This window comes from Streptomyces sp. NPDC058000, from assembly GCF_042886435.1.
Taxonomy (GTDB): Bacteria; Actinomycetota; Actinomycetes; order Streptomycetales; family Streptomycetaceae; genus Streptomyces.
This window is the reverse complement of record NZ_JBHVQS010000074.1, coordinates 18,776-35,709: the sequence shown is the minus strand read 5'-3', so window position 1 is coordinate 35,709 and position 16,934 is coordinate 18,776. Positions and strand designations below refer to the sequence as shown.

The window sequence follows — 16,934 nt, the reverse complement described above, 5'->3', positions numbered from 1 at the left end:
CAACACACCTATAAACACAGCAATATTCTTCTCGTCTATTTTTTTTTAATATCTTCGGTGGTTGTGGGGGGGCCTCCGCCAAACCCCTCCCCGCCGCCCGCCGGGGCTCAGACGAATTCGGTGGGCAGCACCGGCTCCCCGCGGGACAGCTGCGTCGCCGACAGCGGCAGCCCGGCGCGGGCCGCGATATGCCGGTTCCGGGCCGCGTCCAGCGGCTCCCGGGCCACCACCTTGCCGCCGCTGACCAGCGGTACCTGGAGCAGCTGGTCGGTCAGTCCGGCCGGCACCGGGCCGGTGCCGACCACCTCGGCCTCCGCCACCCCGTCCTCGTCCAGCCGGCGCGCCGCCCACTTGCGGCCGCCGACCGAGGACTTGGCGCCCATCGACTTCTTCGCCACCGGCCGCAGCGGTGTGCCCGGCTCGTTGCTGTCCGCCCGCGCGACCAGCTTGTAGACCATCGAGCAGGTCGGATGCCCGCTGCCGGTGACCAGCTGGGTGCCGACGCCGTACGCGTCCACCGGTGCGGCGGCGAGCGACGCGATGGCGTACTCGTCCAGGTCGCTGGTGACCACGATCTTGGTCTTGGTCGCGCCCAGCTCGTCCAGCTGCTGGCGCACCCGGTGCGCGATCAGCAGCAGGTCACCGGAGTCGATCCGGACCGCCCCCAGGCCGGGGCCGGCCACCTCCACGGCGGTGCGCACCGCCGTGGTGACGTCGAAGGTGTCCACCAGCAGCGTGGTCCCGCTGCCCAGCGTGTCGACCTGTGCGGTGAAGGCGTCCCGTTCGCTGTCGTGCAGCAGGGTGAAGGCGTGCGCGCTGGTGCCGACCGTGGGGATGTTGTAGCGGAAGCCGGCCGCCAGGTCGGAGGTGACGTGGAAGCCGCCGACGTACGCGGCGCGGGCCGCGGCCACCGCCGACAGCTCGTGGGTGCGTCGGGCACCCATCTCCATCAGCGGCCGGTCGCCGGCCGCCACCGCCATCCGGGACGCCGCCGCGGCCACCGCCGAATCGTGGTTGAGGATCGACAGGATCGCCGTCTCCAGCACCACCGCCTCGGCGAAGGTGCCCTCGACGCGCATGATCGGCGAGCCGGGGAAGTAGACCTCGCCCTCCGGGTAGCCCCAGATGTCGCCGCGGAAGCGGTAGTCGGCCAGCCAGTCCAGCGTCGGCTCGTCGAGGATGCCGCGCTCCTGCAGGAAGCCCAGGATCGTGTCGTCGAAGCGGAAGTTCTCCACCGCGTCCAGCACCCGCCCGGTGCCGGCCACCACGCCGTAGCGGCGGCCCTCGGGGAGCCGTCGGGTGAAGACCTCGAAGACCGACCGGCGGTCCGCGGTCCCGGACCGCAACGCGGCCTGCAGCATGGTGAGTTCGTACTGGTCGGTGAAGAGTGCCGTCGACGGCACGGCCACCGGCAGCCCCAGGTCTGCTGTGTTCATGGGGGAGATGCTACCCCCAATACTCGTCACTTTGACGATAGTAGGCCCGGGAGGCGCCCGTCGGCCGGGCGCCGCGCCAGCGCGGCCCGCGCCGGGGCCGTTTGTGCGTCCCCCGCCCCCGGGTGGCAGCATGGGCCCTGTGAGCGCCCACCCGTCACCCATGAGCACCCTCAGGCCGCACTGCGGCAGCCTCAGCGTTCCGGTCGAGATCGAGCGCCCGGAGACGAGTGAGGCACCCTTCGCGGTGCCGTCGCCCGATACCCCATGGGTCACGATCGTTCACAACGACCCCGTGAATCTCATGAGCTATGTCTCCTACGTCTTCCAGACGTACTTCGGCTACTCCAAGGACAAGGCGCACCGGCTGATGCTCGACGTCCATCACAAAGGCCGCGCGGTCGTCTCCAGCGGCACCCGCGAGGAAATGGAACGCGACGTGCAGGCCATGCACGGCTATGGCCTGTGGGCGACCCTCCAGCAGGACCGCGGATGACCGGCCAGTTCGAACCGCTGCCCGGCGGCGGCGCGGCCGCCCCGCTCGACGAGGTCGAGATCTCCATCCTGCGCAGCCTCGCCGTCCAGTTGCTGGAACTGATCGGCCCGGGTGCGGAGCCGGCCGGCTCCAGCGAGGACGACATGCTGGCCGCGCTCTTCGCCGAGGGCCCCAGTGAGCCGCCGTCCGACCCGGTGCTGGCCCGTTTCTTCCCCGACGCCTACGGCGGCCCCGACCTCGTCCCGGACGACGACGTCTGCGCCGCCTCCGCGGAGTTCCGCCGCTACACCGAGAACGACCTGCGGGCCCGTAAGCGCGAGGACGCCCTGGCGCTGGTCCGGGCGCTGGACGCGCTGTCGGCCGAGAGCGGGGGCGCGGTGCTGCGGCTCAAGCCGGACGAGTGCCGACAGTGGCTCGGTGCGCTCAACGACCTGCGGCTGGCCATCGGCACCCGGCTGGAGGTCACCGACGATGACGACGGCGGGGAACTGCTGCGGCTGCCGGACAGCGATCCGCGCAAGCCCATGGTGCTGGCCTACTTCTGGCTCGGCGGCCTCCAGGAGACGCTCGTCGAGGCGCTGACCGGCTGACCGGCCGACCGGCTGACCGGCTGACCGGCGGACGGCGGTCCGGCCGGGCGGCTCCGGCGCAAACCGGGGCGCAAGGGGCTGATCGTCCACCCCGCGTTCGCTCAGCGGAGCCTCAAATCCGGATAACGATCGCGTTACCGACCCCGGGTGCTGTGCTGTAGATTTCGCTTTTTGTCCTGATTCCGCTGTGGGATGGCTCACGCCGAGTCTGGTCGATCTCCGGCAGGCCGTGATAAAAGTTCTCGACCTGCCGTCAGCGACGCCACCCCTGTCGCTGCGGGAGCGCTGAGCCGGCCGACCGTCGGCGTGCAGGAACTCCATCCGGGGGGATCGGGACCCGATCCGGAAAGAACCGGGTCGGTATGGAGAAAGGCGCACCACTCATGACCTCTGTGCAGGTCGACAAGCATTCCGACGGCAACGAGGCCGCTGGCCAAGCCCCCGAAGAGGGCTACCAGCGGGGTCTGGGCAATCGTCAGATCCAGATGATCGCCATTGGTGGCGCCATCGGTACCGGTCTGTTCCTCGGAGCAGGCAAGGCCATTTCCAAGGCCGGGCCGAGCATCATCCTGGCGTACGCCATCGTCGGTCTGGTCATCTTTTTCATCATGCGGGCCCTGGGCGAACTGCTCATGTACCGGCCCGTCTCCGGCTCGTTCTCCGAGTACGGCCGGGAATTCCTCGGCCCGTTCATCGGGTTCGTCACGGGCTGGACCTACTGGCTCTTCTGGGTCGTCACCAGCATCACCGAAGTGACCGCCGCGGCCACCTATGTCCAGTATTGGAATAAAGGCATACCCCAATGGGTCTCGGCGTTGGTCTTCACCATCGCGCTCTTCGGTATCAACCTGATCTCGGTGAAGCTCTTCGGTGAACTGGAATTCTGGTTCTCGATGGTCAAGGTCACCGCGATCATCGGCATGATCCTGATCGGCATCGGCGTCATCACCCTCGGCTTCTCCAAGGCCGGCGACACCGCGTCGTTCAGCCTGCTGTGGAGCCACGGCGGCTTCTTCCCCAAGGGCATCGGCGGCACGCTGATGACGCTCCAGATCGTGATGTTCGCCTTCCTCGCCGTCGAACTCGTCGGCGTCACCGCGGGCGAGGCGAACGACCCGAAGAAGGTGCTCCCCAAGGCCATCAACACCGTGCCGTGGCGGATCGGCCTCTTCTACATCGGCTCGCTCATCATCATCCTGTCCGTCGTCAGCTGGACGTACTTCAAGCCGGGCGTCAGCCCCTTCGTCGCGGCCTTCGCCAAGATCGGCCTGCCGGCCGGCGCGGGCATCGTCAACTTCGTCGTGCTGACCGCGGCGCTGTCCTCGGCCAACTCCGGTATGTACTCCACCGGCCGGATGCTGCGCGACCTGGCGCTCAACGGCCAGGGCCCCAAGATCTTCACCAGGCTCAGCAAGACCGGCCTGCCCACCTGGGGCACCGCCGTCTCGGCCGCCATGATGCTGTTCGGCGTCTACATCAACTACCAGTGGCCCGGTGACGCGTTCAACTACGTCGTCTCCTTCGCCACGATCTCCGGTATGTGGGCGTGGATCGTCATCCTGCTCTCGCAGCTGCGCTACCGGGCCAAGGCGAACCGCGGTGAGCTGCCGCAGTCCGAGTTCAAGGCCCCCGGCGCCCCGTACACCTCGCTCTTCGCGCTGGCCTTCATCGGCATGGTGATCGTGATGATGGGCATCGACCCGGACGCCCGGATCTCGCTCTACGCGGCGCCCCTGTGGGCGATCATCCTGGCCGTGGGCTACGTGGCGATCAAGCGCCGGGACGCCGCACAGCTGTCCCGGACGCCCGCGGAGTCGGCCGAGAAGGGCTGACATCCCGCGGAAAACCGGCGGAACATCCACCGGCTGTCCAGCATTCGGGCCCGCGCGTACCACTCTTCGGTACGCGCGGGCCCGTCTGTTCGTCGCCCGGCACCACCCTTGCCGGAGCGCTTCGCACGCGCCTCCTTATTCTTGGCCGCATGCTGACCCTCACCAAGGCCCTCCACGACCAGATCGTCGAGCACGCCCGCCAGGACCACCCCGACGAAGCCTGCGGCGTGGTCGCGGGCCCGGCCGGCAGCGGCCGCCCCGAGCGGTTCATCCCGATGCTCAACGCCGCCCGCTCGCCCACGTTCTACGAGTTCGACTCCGCCGATCTCCTCAAGCTCTACCGCGAGATGGACGACCGGGACGAGGAACCGGTCATCGTCTACCACTCGCACACCGCCACCGAGGCGTACCCCTCGCGCACCGACATCACCTACGCCAACGAGCCCGGCGCGCACTACGTCCTGGTCTCCACCGCCGACACCGACGACGCCGGCCCCTTCCAGTTCCGCTCGTTCCGCATCGTGGACGGTGAGATCACCGAGGAAGAGGTCCGGATCGTCGAGAGCTACGCCTGAGAAGTGGCGAGTGGCCGACCTCATGTCGGAGCCGGTCGGCGGCCGTGACCTGGGGGTTCACCCCCGGTCATGGTGCGTACGGAAGATCGGGCCCGCCCCGCGTCCCACCTGTCGTACAGCGAGCGTCCGCATCATGGGACGAGGTTCCAGAACCCGGACCGGGAATCGATACGATGACCGCATGGTTGAGCATGTCGTGTGGGGAGTGAGCGAGCAGCGGCCGGGCGTGCAGCCGCACGCCCCGCTCGCCACGCGCCGCTCCGCCTCCGCACTCCTGGGCGCCTTCGGCTGCGGAGCCGCCCGGCTGCACATCGACCTGTGCCGCCTGTCCAGCGCCATCTGTCCGCGCTGCGCCGCGAGCTGACCGCCGCCGGCCCGCGGCGTCATGCCGCACCCGCCCCGTACGGGCCCCGCGCCGTCCGGCGCCCCGCACCTCCCGCACCGCCGCGGTACCCCGCTCACGCACCGCCCGCACACCGCACCCGCATCCCGAACTCCGACAGGAGCACTCCCATGGCCATCGAGGTCCGCATCCCGACCATCCTGCGCAGCTACACCGACGGCGAGAAGGCCGTCGCGGGCAGCGGCGCGACTCTCGACGAACTCTTCAAGGACCTGGACGGCCGGCACGCCGGGATCCGCGAGCGCCTGGTCGACGACGGTGGGGAGCTGCGCCGCTTCGTGAACGTCTACCTCAACGACGAGGACGTGCGCTTCCTCGCCGGCATCACCACCGAGCTCGGCGACGGCGACAGCGTGACGATCCTGCCGGCCGTGGCCGGTGGAAGGGTCTGACAGACGTGCGGTACGACTCCCCGCTGGCGGCGGTCGGGAACACCCCTCTCGTCCGCCTCCCGCGCCTCTCGCCCTCCGAGGACGTCCGCATCTGGGCGAAGCTGGAGGACCGCAACCCCACGGGTTCCGTCAAGGACCGGCCCGCGCTCCACATGATCGAGCAGGCCGAGAAGGACGGCCGGCTCACCCCCGGCTGCACGATCCTGGAGCCCACCAGCGGCAACACCGGCATCTCGCTCGCCATGGCGGCCAAGCTCAAGGGCTACCGCATCGTCTGCGTGATGCCGGAGAACACCTCCGCCGAGCGGCGTGAACTGCTCGCCATGTGGGGTGCCGAGATCATCCCCTCGCCCGCGGCGGGCGGCTCCAACACCGCCGTGAGGGTCGCCAAGGAGCTCGCCGCCGAGCACCCCGACTGGGTGATGCTCTACCAGTACGGCAACCCCGACAACGCCGGCGCCCACTACGCCACCACCGGCCCCGAGATCCTCGCCGACCTGCCCTCGGTCACCCACTTCGTGGCCGGCCTGGGCACCACCGGCACCCTGATGGGCGTCGGCCGCTACCTGCGCGAGCACGTCCCCGGCGTCCAGATCGTCGCCGCCGAACCCCGCTACGACGACATCGTCTACGGCCTGCGCAACCTCGACGAGGGCTTCATCCCCGAGCTCTACGACGAGACCGTCCTGACCACCCGCTTCTCCGTCGGCTCCGAGGACGCGGTCCGCCGCACCCGTGAACTCCTCGCGACGGAAGGCATCTTCGCCGGCATCTCCACCGGCGCGGCGCTGCACGCCGCCCTCGGCGTGGCCCGTAAGGCGGCCCGGGCCGGCGCGTCCGCGGACATCGTCTTCGTCGTCGCCGACGGCGGTTGGAAGTACCTCTCCACCGGCGTCTACACCGCCGAGTCGACCGAGGCGGCGATCGCGGCGCTGCACGGGCAGCTCTGGGCGTAGGCCCCGGGATTCCCAGGGGGTGGCTGCCGGCGTCCGCCGGAGCCACCCCCTGATGCGTTGGCCCGCGGCGGGTGCGGCCGGGCCGACTTTCCGCCCACCGGAAGCCCGGCCCGCGGCCCGCCGCCGAACCCCCACCCGGACTGGTGATTCCGCCCACAGCTCGCCCCACCTAAGGCGCCTCGGGCCCCTTCGCGCCTTACGCTCGTGGGCACCGCACCGACCGCCACGGACCCGGCAGCAGCCCGGCACGGCACCGCCGGGACAACCCGTAGGGGACCTTCCCGAGCTCTCAACTGTGTTCGAGCAGGGGAGGCCCCTATCCGCCGCCCTCCCCCAGCTACCGCTGGGAGGTGCCCCCAGCCCATGGAGGTTCACGCCCGCATGAAGCTCACCGTCGTCGGATGCTCGGGGTCGTTCCCCTCCATGGAATCGGCCTGTTCGAGCTACCTCCTGGAGGCCGACGGCTTCAGGCTGCTCCTCGACATGGGCAACGGCGCCCTCGGCGAGTTGCAGCGCCACTGCGGTCTCTACGACCTGGACGCCATCCTCCTCTCGCACCTGCACGCCGATCACTGCATCGACCTGTGCGGCTACTTCGTCGTCCGCTACTACCGCCCGGACGGCAGCCGCTGCGCACCGCTGCCGCTCTACGGGCCGGTCGGCACCGAACGCCGGCTCACCGTCGCCCACGCCGACCTGCCGCACGAGGCGGCGATGAGCGAGGTCTTCGACTTCCGCACGCTGACCCCCGGCACCCTGACCATCGGCCCGTTCACCCTCCAAGCGGAACGGGTCAGCCACCCCGTCGAGGCGTACGGCTTCCGTATCGAGCACGGCGGCCGCACCCTGACGTACTCCGGCGACACCGGGCCCTGCGAGGCGTTGGACCGCCTCGCCGAGGGCGCCGACCTCTTCCTGTGCGAGGCGTCCTTCACCCACGGCAAGGAGGACATCCCCGACCTCCACCTCAACGGCCGGGAGGCCGGCGAGCACGCCCGGCGGGCCGGTGCGGGGCGGCTGGTGCTGACCCACATCCCGCCGTGGACCGACCCGGACATCAGCGTCCGCGACGCCCAGAAGGTCTACGACGGACCGGTCGAGGTCGCCAAGGCCGGCGCGGTCTACGAGGTCTGAGCCGCTCCGGCGCGCCGGTCCGGTGCGGGATCTCCGCCGCACCGCCGAACCCCGGCGCCAGCTCCCACAGCAGGACTCAGGCACATCCCGTGCATGTGCGGAGAGTTGGTACCGGGGAAGAAGAAAACCGGGTCCCCCGTCGTCTGCGGACGGGGGACCCGGTTCTTATGGGCTGCCGGTGCGGCCTACTTGGCCTCGGCCTTCTGCAGCTCTGCCAGTTCCTCGTCGGACTCGCGGCCCGGCGTCGGGAGGTTGAACTTGGTGATGGCGAAGCGGAAGACCACGTAGTACAGCACCGCGAAGCACAGGCCCACCAGGGCGAGGCCCCATGGGTTGGACGCGATGCCCAGGTTGAGGAGGTAGTCGATCGCGCCGGCCGAGAAGCCGAAGCCGTCCTTCATTCCCAGGGCCCAGGTCAGTGCCAACGAGACGCCGGTGAGCACGGCGTGGATCGCGTACAGGACCGGTGCGATGAACATGAAGGTGAACTCGATCGGCTCGGTCACACCGGTGACGAACGCGGTGAGCGCGAGCGAGAGCATCATGCCGCCGACGACCTTGCGGCGCTCGGGGCGCGCGCAGTGGACGATCGCGAGGCAGGCGGCCGGCAGGGCGAACATCATGATCGGGAAGAACCCGGTCATGAACTGTCCGGCGGAGGGGTCGCCGGCGAGGAAGCGCGCGATGTCGCCGTGCTTGCCGTGGTAGTCGCCCGCCTGGAGCCACGGGAAGGAGTTCAGCAGGTGGTGCATGCCGACCGGGATCAGCGCGCGGTTGGCGACACCGAAGATGCCCGCGCCCACGGCGCCCGAACCGACCAGCCACTCGCCGAAGTTGTGCAGCCCCGCGCCGAGCACCGGCCAGATGAGGCCGAAGACGATGCCGATGGCCAGGCCGGCGAAGGCCGACAGGATCGGCACGAGCCGGCGGCCGCCGAAGAAGCCCAGCCAGTCGGGCAGCTTCTTGCGGTAGAAGCGCTGGTAGAGCAGCGCCACGACGAGCCCCATCACGACGCCGCCGAGGACGCCGGCGTTGACCGGTGCCTCGTTCATGACGATCTTGCCGTCGACGACCGCGGCGACCTTCGGCAGGCTCTTGTCCGTGAAGGTGGCGAGCACCTTCTGGAAGACCAGGTAACCGGTCACCGCGGCCAGGGCGGTCGAGCCGTCCGACTTCTTCGCGTAGCCGATCGCGATGCCGACGGCGAACAGCAGCGGCATGTTGTCGAGGATCGCGCCGCCGCCGGCGGCCATGTAGCTGGCGATCTTGGTGATGACCGTCGGGAACGACTCCCGGCCGAGCATGTCACTGTTGCCTAGGCGGACAAGCAGGGCGGCTGCGGGCAGCACGGCGACCGGCAGCATGAGGCTGCGGCCGATGCGCTGCATGACAGCCATCGCGCCGGAACCCTTCTTCTTGTCGGCCGCGGGAGCGGCACTGGCCGTGGACACAACTTCCTCCAGTGGGCAAGACGCCGCCCGGGTCAAGGGGTGGGGGGTGGTGGCGTCTCGGGGGACTCGGCCAGAACGGCCGCATGGTCTACACCCGTGAGTGGTGTAGACCTGTTGTAGCACGGGGGAGGCGGTGCGAGGAACCCACGGAATTCACGATCCCTGTCATGGCGTGCCGAACCGCCGCAAACGCTGCTGAAGCGGAGCGGCGGGACACGTCCGGAACCGGGGCGTCCGCCCCCGGCCGCCGCCGGACCCGGGAGGGCGGCCTACGCGACGTTGTCCCGCTCCATCGCGTCCCCCACCTCGTCCGGCTCCCGGCCGGGGGTCGGTAGGTCGAACACGGTGATCGCCAGCCGGAAGAGCACGTAGTAGACCACCGCGAAACCCAGCCCGATCGGAATGATCAGCCACGGTTTGGTCGCCAGCCCCCAGTTGATGACGTAGTCGATCAGCCCCGCCGAGAAACTGAAGCTGTCGTGCACCCCCAGCGCCCAGCACACCGCCATCGACACACCCGTCAGCACCGCGTGGATCCCGTACAGCACCGGCGCGATGAACATGAACGAGTACTCCACCGGCTCGGTCACCCCGGTCACGAACGAGGTCAGCCCGACCGACAGCATCATTCCGGCCACCTCCTTGCGGCGGTGCGGCCGGGCGCAGTGCGCGATCGCCAGCGCCGCGGCCGGCAGCGCGAACATCATGATCGGGAAGAATCCGGTGGTGAACTGGCCCGCCGTCGGATCGCCCACCATGAACCGGTTGATGTCGCCGTGCACCACCGTCCCGTCCGGCTTGGTGAAATTCCCGAACTGGAACCACAGGAACGTGTTCAGGAACTGGTGCAGCCCCACCACCAGCAACGCCCGGTTCGCCACCCCGAAGATCCCCGAACCCCACGAGCCCAGCGCCGTCAGCCACTCGCTGAAGCTCGTCAGCGCGTCACCGATCGGCGGCCACACCCACAGGCAGACCACCGCGAACGCCAGCCCGACGAAGGCCATCACGATCGGCACCAACCGCCGCCCGTTGAAGAAGCCCAGCCAGTCCACCAGCTTCACCCGGTGCAACCGCTGCCAGAACCACGCCGACAGGAAGCCCATCACGATGCCGCCGAAGACCCCCGGATTCTGGAACGTCGCCTGCGTCGCCTTCCCCTTCGCGTCGACGCACACCCCGCTCCACAGCCCGGCCTGCGTATACGCCTGCCCCGGCGGGCAGTGCACCGGGAACTGGTGCAGCACCGCGTAGTAGACGAGGAAACCGGCCACCGCCGCCAGCGCCGTCGAGCCGTCCGCCTTCTTCGCCATCCCGATCGCCACACCGATGCTGAACAGCAACGGCAGCCCCAGCCCGGAATCCAGCAGCCCCCCGCCCGCCCCCAGGAACACCCTGGCGACGCTGTCCCAGCCGAGCCCCTTGTTGCCGAAGACGTCCGGCTGCCCCAGCCGGTTGAGGATGCCCGCCGCCGGCAGCACCGCGATCGGCAACTGAAGGCTGCGGCCCATCTTCTGCAGCCCCTGGAAGAGGCCCGCCGTCCGGCTCCTGGTCGGGCTCGCCGGCCCCTTTCCCGGCGCCGTGCCTGCCGCGTCCGAACTCATCCGCGCCCTCCGCCCGCTCCCGGCGCCGGCCCGGCGGCGCCCGGCCTACCGCTTGCCGCATACTGGTGGTGTAGACCATTTATCGGGGTGCGTCCCGGACGCCTCCTCCGATGATCGCCATCCTTCGCCAGGTAGCGGACAAACGCCCATGGAAGTGGGCTGAACGTGCGTTACCGTGTGAAAACCGCGCGGCGGAACCGCCGACGGCCGAGACAAGCAGGAGTGGACATGGCCACCAAGGCTGAGAAGATCGTCGCCGGGCTCGGCGGACTCGACAACATCGAGGAGGTCGAGGGCTGCATCACCCGCCTCCGCACCGAGGTCAACGACGCCTCCCTCGTCGACGAGGCCGCCCTCAAGGCCGCCGGCGCCCACGGCGTCGTGAAGATGGGCACGGCCATCCAGGTCGTCATCGGCACCGACGCCGACCCCATCGCCGCCGAGATCGAAGACATGATGTGAGCCACCGCTCCTGACAAGGGCCTCGTCTCCGGTCTTCTCCGTGTTCCCGGCGTTCCCGGCGTTTACGGTGTTTACGGTGTTCCCGGCATCGGAAGCACCGGAAACGAGGCCCTCCGTGCAGCCGATAGGGTCGGAGCCATGTCTCGCATCGACGGCCGCACCCCCGAACAGCTCCGCCCCGTCACCATCGAACGCGGCTGGAGCAAGCACGCCGAAGGCTCCGTCCTCGTCTCCTTCGGCGACACCAAAGTCTTCTGCACCGCCTCGGTCACCGAAGGCGTACCGCGCTGGCGCAAGGGCACCGGCGAAGGCTGGGTCACCGCCGAATACGCGATGCTGCCCCGCTCCACCAACACCCGCGGGGACCGGGAATCCGTCCGCGGCAAGATCGGCGGCCGCACCCACGAGATCTCCCGCCTGATCGGCCGCTCGCTGCGCGCCGTCGTCGACTTCAAGGCCCTCGGCGAGAACACCGTCGTCCTGGACTGCGACGTCCTCCAGGCCGACGGCGGCACCCGCACCGCCGCCATCACCGGCGCCTACGTCGCCCTCGCCGACGCCATCGGCTGGGCCCAGGGCAAGAAGCTCATCAAGCACGGCCGCCGCCCGCTCGCCGACACCGTCAGCGCCGTCAGCGTCGGCATCGTCGGCGGCGTCCCGCTCCTCGACCTCTGCTACGAGGAGGACGTCCGCGCCGAGACCGACATGAACGTCGTCTGCACCGGCGACGGCCGCTTCGTCGAGGTCCAGGGCACCGCCGAAGCCGCGCCCTTCGCCCGCGACGAACTCAACTCCCTGCTCGACCTCGCCGTCGCCGGCTGTACCGCCCTCGACACCGCCCAGCAGGAAGCGCTGGCCCGCACCCTCTGACCCGACGCGCCCACCGGGGGAGCGGGGCCGGAACGCAACCCTCCGCCCCGCTTCCCCACCCGCCCGCCGGCCGATGGGCGCCCCCGCCCCCACGCACCGGGCAACCCTCCTTCCCCGCCCCGCGTTTCCCCCCGTGCCGAGCCCGCCGTACGCCACCGCCGTACCGCACCACCGCCCCCGGCACCCGTACGCGTCCCCCGTACGTCCCAAGGGAAGGAACGCTCCATGGACCGCCCCCACCGCCTCCGCCCGCGCCGTCCCGCCGCCACCGCGCTCGCCGCGTTGGCCGCCGCCACCCTCGCGCTCCCGCTGCTGACCGCCTGCGGCGCCGTCCAGAAGGCCGTGGACTGCGCCAACACCGCCAGCACCCTCGTCAACGGTGTCGACCACCTCCGCAAGGCCGCCGACCAGGCCCTCGACGACCCCCAGCAAGCCAACAAGGCCCTGGACGCCCTCGACACCGACCTGCGCAAGCTCGGTGCGTCCACCGACGACCCCGAACTCACCAAGGCCATCGCCGCGATGAACGCCGGCATCAAGGACGCCCGCAAGGCCATCGACGACAACCGGGCCCCCGACCTCACCCCCATCGGCCAGGCGGCGAACCGGATCACCACCGCCTGCACCCCGGGCGACAAGGAATAATCGCGTCCCATGGAGTCACAAACCGGCGACCGCCCCGCAGCCCACCGCCGCCTCGTCCTCGCCACCCGCAACAACGGCAAGATCGCCGAACTCCGCGCCATCCTCGCCGCGGCCGACCTCGACGTCGAACTCGTCGGCGCCGACGCCTATCCCGACGTCCCCGACGTCAAGGAAACCGGCGTCACCTTCGCCGAGAACGCCCTCCTCAAGGCACACGCACTCGCCCGGGCCACCGGCCACCCGGCCGTCGCCGACGACTCCGGCCTCTGCGTAGACGTCCTCGGCGGCGCCCCCGGCATCTTCTCCGCCCGCTGGGCCGGCCGGCACGGCGAGGACCAGGCCAACCTCGACCTGCTCCTCGCCCAGCTCTCCGACATCGCCGACGAACACCGCGCCGCACACTTCGCCTGCGCCGCGGCCCTCGCCCTCCCCGACGGCACCGAGCGGGTCGTCGAGGGCACCCTCGACGGCATCCTCCGCCGCACCCCCGCCGGCAACGGCGGCTTCGGCTACGACCCGATCCTCCAGCCCCACGGCGAAACCCGGACCTGCGCCGAACTGACCCCCGCCGAGAAGAACGCCATCAGCCACCGCGGCAAGGCGTTCCGCGCACTGGCACCGGTGGTGCGGGAGTTGTTGGGCTGATCCGGGCAGCACAATGGCCTGCGATCGGAACCTTCGATTCGCAGGCCATTTGTGTGGTGCGGCCGGAGGGACTCGAACCCTCAAGGGATTTCTCCCACAGCATCCTAAGTGCTGCGCGTAGGCCAGTTCCGCCACGGCCGCCAGCCCTCAGCCATCGTACCGGCCCGGCCGTCGATGCGGTGGGTGCGGGCTACCGGCCCCCGCGGTTGCGTCCAGCCGGGCAGCCGCCGCGACGCCAAGTGGCCGTTGTCGCATGGCAGTTGGGGCAAAGCAGCCGGAGGTTCTCCCGGCGATCGTCGCTCCAGTCCCCGCTGATGTGATCGATCTCCAGTGTCATGGGCTTGCCGAGCCACTGCGGGCCGACACCGCACTCGGCGCACTCCTCGGGCACACCGACTTCGCGGAGCGCGCGACGGAGGAGATGGGTTCGCGTTCGGTGCCTACCGTCGTGCTGGACCAGGATGTCTTCGGGGCGCTTGGTACGCACCGCGCCCGGCTTGCCGCGCTGATGTGCCTGCCCCAGGAAGTGGGATATGTCGAGGCCGTCCTGGGCCACCCACATATGGAACAGTGCGCGCAACTGGCGGCTATAGGGTTCCTTTCCGAGCGCGCGGAGAGCGCCGGCGATGGAATTCGCCCCCTCGACCGCGCGACGCAGTTCCTCGGCGGCCGGTTTCAGGGGTGCCCCGTTGGCCCGCACCGGGCGTCGCATGTGCGAGACGTCGATTCCGAAGTGGTCGAACCGCCGGAAAAGATGGCGGCGGAGGTTGCCGTACGGTCGGGTGCCGAAGAACGCGATGACCTCGTCGATGTCGGAATACTTCGCGGCGGCTTCGGCCAATTGCTCGCGGGTGTACTGCACTCCGCGGCTCATGCCGTGTCGCCCTTGGCGCGTGCCTTGCCCCGCCCACGGTAATTATCAGTCGTCGAATGGCAGTTGGGGCAGAGGAACCGAAGGTTCTCGATGCGGTTGTCTCGCCAGTTGCCATCGATGTGGTCGACCTCAAGCGGCAGCCGATGTCCTCGCCAGACCGCTTCCGCACCGCAGCATGCGCATCGCTCGGGGACGCCCACCGCCGTCATCGCCCACTTGAGGCGGTCGCTCGGAATCCGCCGCGCCTGTGCGGCAGGCTGCTCTACGAGTACACCCTCCGGTGTCCGGGGACGGCGGGGCTTGCCACGCTGGGGCGGCAGCTGAAAGTGCGAGGTGTCGATCCCGTACGCCTTGATCCGGCGGCTGATGTGGGTGTGGTGTCCGCCCACGACCTCAAGGCCGAGACGGCGGAGCACCTCGCACATGTTCGTCGAGGCGGACAGCGCCGTCTGGAGCGCTTCCTTCGTCCACTTCACCCCCTCCCGCTCGAAGTGCGACGTGTCGACTCCCAGCTTCCTCATCCGCTCCCTGAGGTAGTTCCGCTTCGAACTCCGCGGGTCCACTCCCAACTTTCCCAACGCCTCCGACAGCGTCCGCGACGACGACGCCGCGGCTTCCAGTCGCTCCCGGGTGTACGGACTCATCGGCATGCTGCCCCCCCTGGTGCCAGCGCACCAGGCCGCCAGGCCCACCCCGTGCGCGCTCTCGGTGCTCGAACTGAGTGACGATCGAACGCGGGGGTGGTCACGGCGGGTGAGTGATCGGATACCCGAGTGCGATCAGAAGCGTGGCTCCGGGGTCCGGGACGCGATCAGTTCGAGGGCCTCCTCCTTGGTGGCGACGGAGGGCGGGGAGCCTTCGAGGGGCTGTTGGGCGGTTTCCTTCATGCAGGCGACGGCGATGACGCCGACGAGGGCGGCGCCCATCGTGTAGTACGCGGGCACCATGACGTTCTTGTCGAAGGCGTCCATGAGGGCGGTGATGACCAGGGGGGTGGTGCCGCCGAACACGGAGACCGCGAGGTTGTAGCCGATGGACAGGGAGCCGTAGCGGACGCTGGTGGGGAAGAGGGCGGGCAGGGCCGCGGACATGGTGCCCAGGAGGCAGAGGAGGGAGAGGCCGAGGAGGGCCGTTCCGCACGAAACGGTGAGCAGGGAGCCCTGTTTGACCAGGAGGAACGCCGGGATGGCGAGGACCAGGAAGCCCAGCATTCCGGTCATGAGGAGGGGTTTGCGGCCGTAGTGGTCGTTGAGTTTCCCGACGGTGGGGAGCAGGCAGGTGAGGACGACCATGGTGACCAGCAGGATCAGCAGGCCGTGGGTCTCGTTGTATTTGAGGGTGTCCGTGAGGTAGGTCGGCATGTAGGAGAGGAGCATGTAGTCGGTGATGTTGTAGGCGCCGACCAGGGCGATACAGAGGATGAGCGCGGGCCAGTGCCGGGTGAGGATTTCGCCCAGCTTCCTCCCCGGGGTGTTGGCGGGGAGGTGGGCGGATTCCTCCTCGCCCCGGGCGGGGGAACCGGTGGGGGCGTGGGTCTGCGCGGCCTCGAATTTCTGGAAGGCCGGGGTCTCGTCGAGCCGGAGCCGGAGGTAGAGGCCGACCAGGCCGAGCGGGCCGGCGATGAGGAAGGGGACGCGCCAGCCCCAGCTGAGCATGGCGTCCGGGCCCAGTGCGGTGTTGAGCACGAGGACGATTCCCGCGGCGCCGGTGTAGCCGATCAGCGTGCCCATTTCCAGGAAGCTGCCGAAATAGCCGCGCTTCTTGTCGGGGGCGTATTCGGCGATGAAGGTCGAGGCGCCGCCGTATTCACCGCCGGTGGAGAAGCCCTGGATCATGCGGAAGAGGATGAGGAGGGCGGGGGACCACAGGCCGATGGTCGCGTAGGACGGGATGAGGCCGATGCAGAGGGTGCCCAGCGCCATCATGATCATGGTGAGGGCGAGCACCTTCTTGCGGCCGACGCGGTCGCCGAGGGGGCCGAAGTAGGCGCCGCCCAGGGGTCGTACGAGGAAGGCCACGGCGAAGGTGGCGAAGGAGGACAGCAGGCTGGTGGTGGCGCTGCCGCCGGGGAAGAAGACCTTGCCGATGGTGAGGGCCAGGTAGCTGTAGATCCCGAAGTCGAACCATTCCATGGCGTTGCCGAGGGCGGCGGCCTTCACCGCGCGGCGGACGGTCGGCTCGTCGGTGACGGTGATGTCGGTGCGGCGGAGCCGCGGGTTGCGGCGTCGGTCGATGACGCGGAAGAGCGCCCAGTGACGTCTGCGTGCCTCCCGGTCCGGTTCCGGCGCGGAGTGGCTGTCTTCGGTACTGAGGTGCGGCACGCGGTGGTCCTCCCGGTCGGTCGGCGCGCGGTTCGGTTACGCGGACGGGGTGTTGGGGCTACGACGGGTGCGCCTGCACGCTGGAGGGCGGGTCAAAACACTGTGAACGGCGAACGCGAGGTATGTCACGTGGAGCCGGTCCGTACGGCGCACGTCAGAGGGGGTGGAGGGTTGTCGTGCGGCGGCGGCTTGTTACACGACTGGTACAAAGCCGAGCGGTCACCGCAGCATTCGGGCAATCAGCCTGTGTC

Annotated in this window: 18 protein-coding genes and 1 tRNA gene; 12 read left to right on the top strand and 7 right to left on the bottom strand. The window is 69.6% G+C overall.

The window, feature by feature from the left end; all coding sequences use genetic code 11:
• Window positions 1–107 precede the first annotated feature (107 nt).
• The gene (locus ACFVT2_RS38730; RefSeq protein ID WP_390025963.1) at window positions 108–1,436 is read right to left on the bottom strand and encodes a nicotinate phosphoribosyltransferase; all 1,329 of its coding nucleotides are present in this window, start codon (window positions 1,434–1,436) and stop codon (window positions 108–110) included.
• A gap of 160 nt (window positions 1,437–1,596) precedes the next feature.
• Between ACFVT2_RS38730 and clpS the strand changes: the two genes are divergently transcribed.
• The 8 genes from clpS (at window position 1,597) to ACFVT2_RS38690 (ending at window position 7,811) form a co-directional block, all read left to right on the top strand.
• The gene (gene clpS / locus ACFVT2_RS38725) at window positions 1,597–1,929 is read left to right on the top strand and encodes an ATP-dependent Clp protease adapter ClpS (RefSeq protein ID WP_390025961.1); all 333 of its coding nucleotides are present in this window, start codon (window positions 1,597–1,599) and stop codon (window positions 1,927–1,929) included.
• Complete coding sequence (locus ACFVT2_RS38720) at window positions 1,926–2,519, top strand: DUF2017 domain-containing protein (protein WP_390025959.1); 594 nt, start codon at window positions 1,926–1,928, stop codon at window positions 2,517–2,519. Before clpS ends, ACFVT2_RS38720 begins: the two co-directional genes overlap by 4 nt.
• Window positions 2,520–2,902: 383 nt before the next feature.
• Window positions 2,903–4,351: an amino acid permease gene (locus tag ACFVT2_RS38715; protein ID WP_390025957.1), complete on the top strand. Its 1,449-nt coding sequence runs from the start codon at window positions 2,903–2,905 to the stop codon at window positions 4,349–4,351.
• Between the two features lie 149 nt (window positions 4,352–4,500).
• Window positions 4,501–4,926 carry a Mov34/MPN/PAD-1 family protein gene (locus ACFVT2_RS38710; protein ID WP_390025955.1) on the top strand — a complete coding sequence of 142 codons (426 nt, stop codon included), beginning with the start codon at window positions 4,501–4,503 and terminating at the stop codon, window positions 4,924–4,926.
• A 181-nt stretch (window positions 4,927–5,107) separates the two neighbouring features.
• Window positions 5,108–5,290: a putative leader peptide gene (locus tag ACFVT2_RS38705; protein ID WP_390025953.1), complete on the top strand. Its 183-nt coding sequence runs from the start codon at window positions 5,108–5,110 to the stop codon at window positions 5,288–5,290.
• Between the two features lie 149 nt (window positions 5,291–5,439).
• Entirely contained in the window at window positions 5,440–5,721 is a 282-nt protein-coding gene (locus ACFVT2_RS38700; RefSeq protein ID WP_390025951.1) for a MoaD/ThiS family protein, read from the top strand.
• 5 nt (window positions 5,722–5,726) lie between these two features.
• Window positions 5,727–6,677, top strand: a complete 951-nt coding sequence (locus ACFVT2_RS38695; RefSeq protein WP_390025949.1) for a PLP-dependent cysteine synthase family protein — start codon at window positions 5,727–5,729, stop codon at window positions 6,675–6,677.
• A 381-nt stretch (window positions 6,678–7,058) separates the two neighbouring features.
• Window positions 7,059–7,811 (top strand): MBL fold metallo-hydrolase, encoded by a 753-nt coding sequence (locus tag ACFVT2_RS38690; RefSeq protein WP_390025969.1) that lies wholly within the window; start codon window positions 7,059–7,061, stop codon window positions 7,809–7,811.
• Between the two features lie 185 nt (window positions 7,812–7,996).
• Here ACFVT2_RS38690 and ACFVT2_RS38685 read toward each other — a convergent pair whose 3' ends face one another.
• The gene (locus ACFVT2_RS38685) at window positions 7,997–9,262 is read right to left on the bottom strand and encodes a PTS transporter subunit EIIC (RefSeq protein ID WP_390025947.1); all 1,266 of its coding nucleotides are present in this window, start codon (window positions 9,260–9,262) and stop codon (window positions 7,997–7,999) included.
• A 269-nt stretch (window positions 9,263–9,531) separates the two neighbouring features.
• On the bottom strand, window positions 9,532–10,866 hold the full coding sequence (locus ACFVT2_RS38680; RefSeq protein WP_390025945.1) for a PTS transporter subunit EIIC: 1,335 nt from the start codon (window positions 10,864–10,866) through the stop codon (window positions 9,532–9,534).
• Window positions 10,867–11,088: 222 nt separating this feature from the next.
• Between ACFVT2_RS38680 and ACFVT2_RS38675 the strand changes: the two genes are divergently transcribed.
• The 4 genes from ACFVT2_RS38675 (at window position 11,089) to rdgB (ending at window position 13,488) form a co-directional block, all read left to right on the top strand.
• Window positions 11,089–11,328 carry a glucose PTS transporter subunit EIIB gene (locus ACFVT2_RS38675; RefSeq protein ID WP_078487387.1) on the top strand — a complete coding sequence of 80 codons (240 nt, stop codon included), beginning with the start codon at window positions 11,089–11,091 and terminating at the stop codon, window positions 11,326–11,328.
• Between the two features lie 138 nt (window positions 11,329–11,466).
• A complete protein-coding gene (gene rph / locus ACFVT2_RS38670) occupies window positions 11,467–12,198 on the top strand; it encodes a ribonuclease PH (RefSeq protein WP_390025943.1) in 732 nt (243 codons plus the stop codon).
• 225 nt (window positions 12,199–12,423) lie between these two features.
• Window positions 12,424–12,843: a hypothetical protein gene (locus ACFVT2_RS38665; protein WP_390025941.1), complete on the top strand. Its 420-nt coding sequence runs from the start codon at window positions 12,424–12,426 to the stop codon at window positions 12,841–12,843.
• Between the two features lie 9 nt (window positions 12,844–12,852).
• Window positions 12,853–13,488, top strand: a complete 636-nt coding sequence (gene rdgB, locus ACFVT2_RS38660) for an RdgB/HAM1 family non-canonical purine NTP pyrophosphatase (RefSeq protein WP_390025939.1) — start codon at window positions 12,853–12,855, stop codon at window positions 13,486–13,488.
• Between the two features lie 54 nt (window positions 13,489–13,542).
• Here the strand turns inward: rdgB and ACFVT2_RS38655 are convergent.
• The 4 genes from ACFVT2_RS38655 to ACFVT2_RS38640 all read right to left on the bottom strand — a co-directional run bounded on the left by ACFVT2_RS38655 (window position 13,543) and on the right by ACFVT2_RS38640 (window position 16,683).
• Window positions 13,543–13,629: transfer RNA gene (locus ACFVT2_RS38655), tRNA-Leu, on the bottom strand.
• Between the two features lie 49 nt (window positions 13,630–13,678).
• The gene (locus tag ACFVT2_RS38650; RefSeq protein WP_390025937.1) at window positions 13,679–14,350 is read right to left on the bottom strand and encodes an HNH endonuclease; all 672 of its coding nucleotides are present in this window, start codon (window positions 14,348–14,350) and stop codon (window positions 13,679–13,681) included.
• 8 nt (window positions 14,351–14,358) lie between these two features.
• On the bottom strand, window positions 14,359–15,012 hold the full coding sequence (locus ACFVT2_RS38645; RefSeq protein ID WP_390025935.1) for an HNH endonuclease signature motif containing protein: 654 nt from the start codon (window positions 15,010–15,012) through the stop codon (window positions 14,359–14,361).
• A gap of 129 nt (window positions 15,013–15,141) precedes the next feature.
• A complete protein-coding gene (locus tag ACFVT2_RS38640) occupies window positions 15,142–16,683 on the bottom strand; it encodes an MFS transporter (RefSeq protein WP_390025933.1) in 1,542 nt (513 codons plus the stop codon).
• Between the last annotated feature and the right edge of the window lie 251 nt (window positions 16,684–16,934).

Excerpts from the sequence above, each read along its gene's own strand:
- ACFVT2_RS38730 (WP_390025963.1), bottom strand. The coding sequence starts at position 1,436 with ATGAACACAGCAGACCTGGGGCTGCCGGTGGCCGTGCCGTCGACGGCA.
- clpS (WP_390025961.1), top strand. The coding sequence starts at position 1,597 with ATGAGCACCCTCAGGCCGCACTGCGGCAGCCTCAGCGTTCCGGTCGAG.
- ACFVT2_RS38720 (WP_390025959.1), top strand. The coding sequence starts at position 1,926 with ATGACCGGCCAGTTCGAACCGCTGCCCGGCGGCGGCGCGGCCGCCCCG.
- ACFVT2_RS38715 (WP_390025957.1), top strand. The coding sequence starts at position 2,903 with ATGACCTCTGTGCAGGTCGACAAGCATTCCGACGGCAACGAGGCCGCT.
- ACFVT2_RS38710 (WP_390025955.1), top strand. The coding sequence starts at position 4,501 with ATGCTGACCCTCACCAAGGCCCTCCACGACCAGATCGTCGAGCACGCC.
- ACFVT2_RS38705 (WP_390025953.1), top strand. The coding sequence starts at position 5,108 with ATGGTTGAGCATGTCGTGTGGGGAGTGAGCGAGCAGCGGCCGGGCGTG.
- ACFVT2_RS38700 (WP_390025951.1), top strand. The coding sequence starts at position 5,440 with ATGGCCATCGAGGTCCGCATCCCGACCATCCTGCGCAGCTACACCGAC.
- ACFVT2_RS38690 (WP_390025969.1), top strand. The coding sequence starts at position 7,059 with ATGAAGCTCACCGTCGTCGGATGCTCGGGGTCGTTCCCCTCCATGGAA.
- ACFVT2_RS38680 (WP_390025945.1), bottom strand. The coding sequence starts at position 10,866 with ATGAGTTCGGACGCGGCAGGCACGGCGCCGGGAAAGGGGCCGGCGAGC.
- rph (WP_390025943.1), top strand. The coding sequence starts at position 11,467 with ATGTCTCGCATCGACGGCCGCACCCCCGAACAGCTCCGCCCCGTCACC.
- ACFVT2_RS38665 (WP_390025941.1), top strand. The coding sequence starts at position 12,424 with ATGGACCGCCCCCACCGCCTCCGCCCGCGCCGTCCCGCCGCCACCGCG.
- rdgB (WP_390025939.1), top strand. The coding sequence starts at position 12,853 with ATGGAGTCACAAACCGGCGACCGCCCCGCAGCCCACCGCCGCCTCGTC.
- ACFVT2_RS38645 (WP_390025935.1), bottom strand. The coding sequence starts at position 15,012 with ATGCCGATGAGTCCGTACACCCGGGAGCGACTGGAAGCCGCGGCGTCG.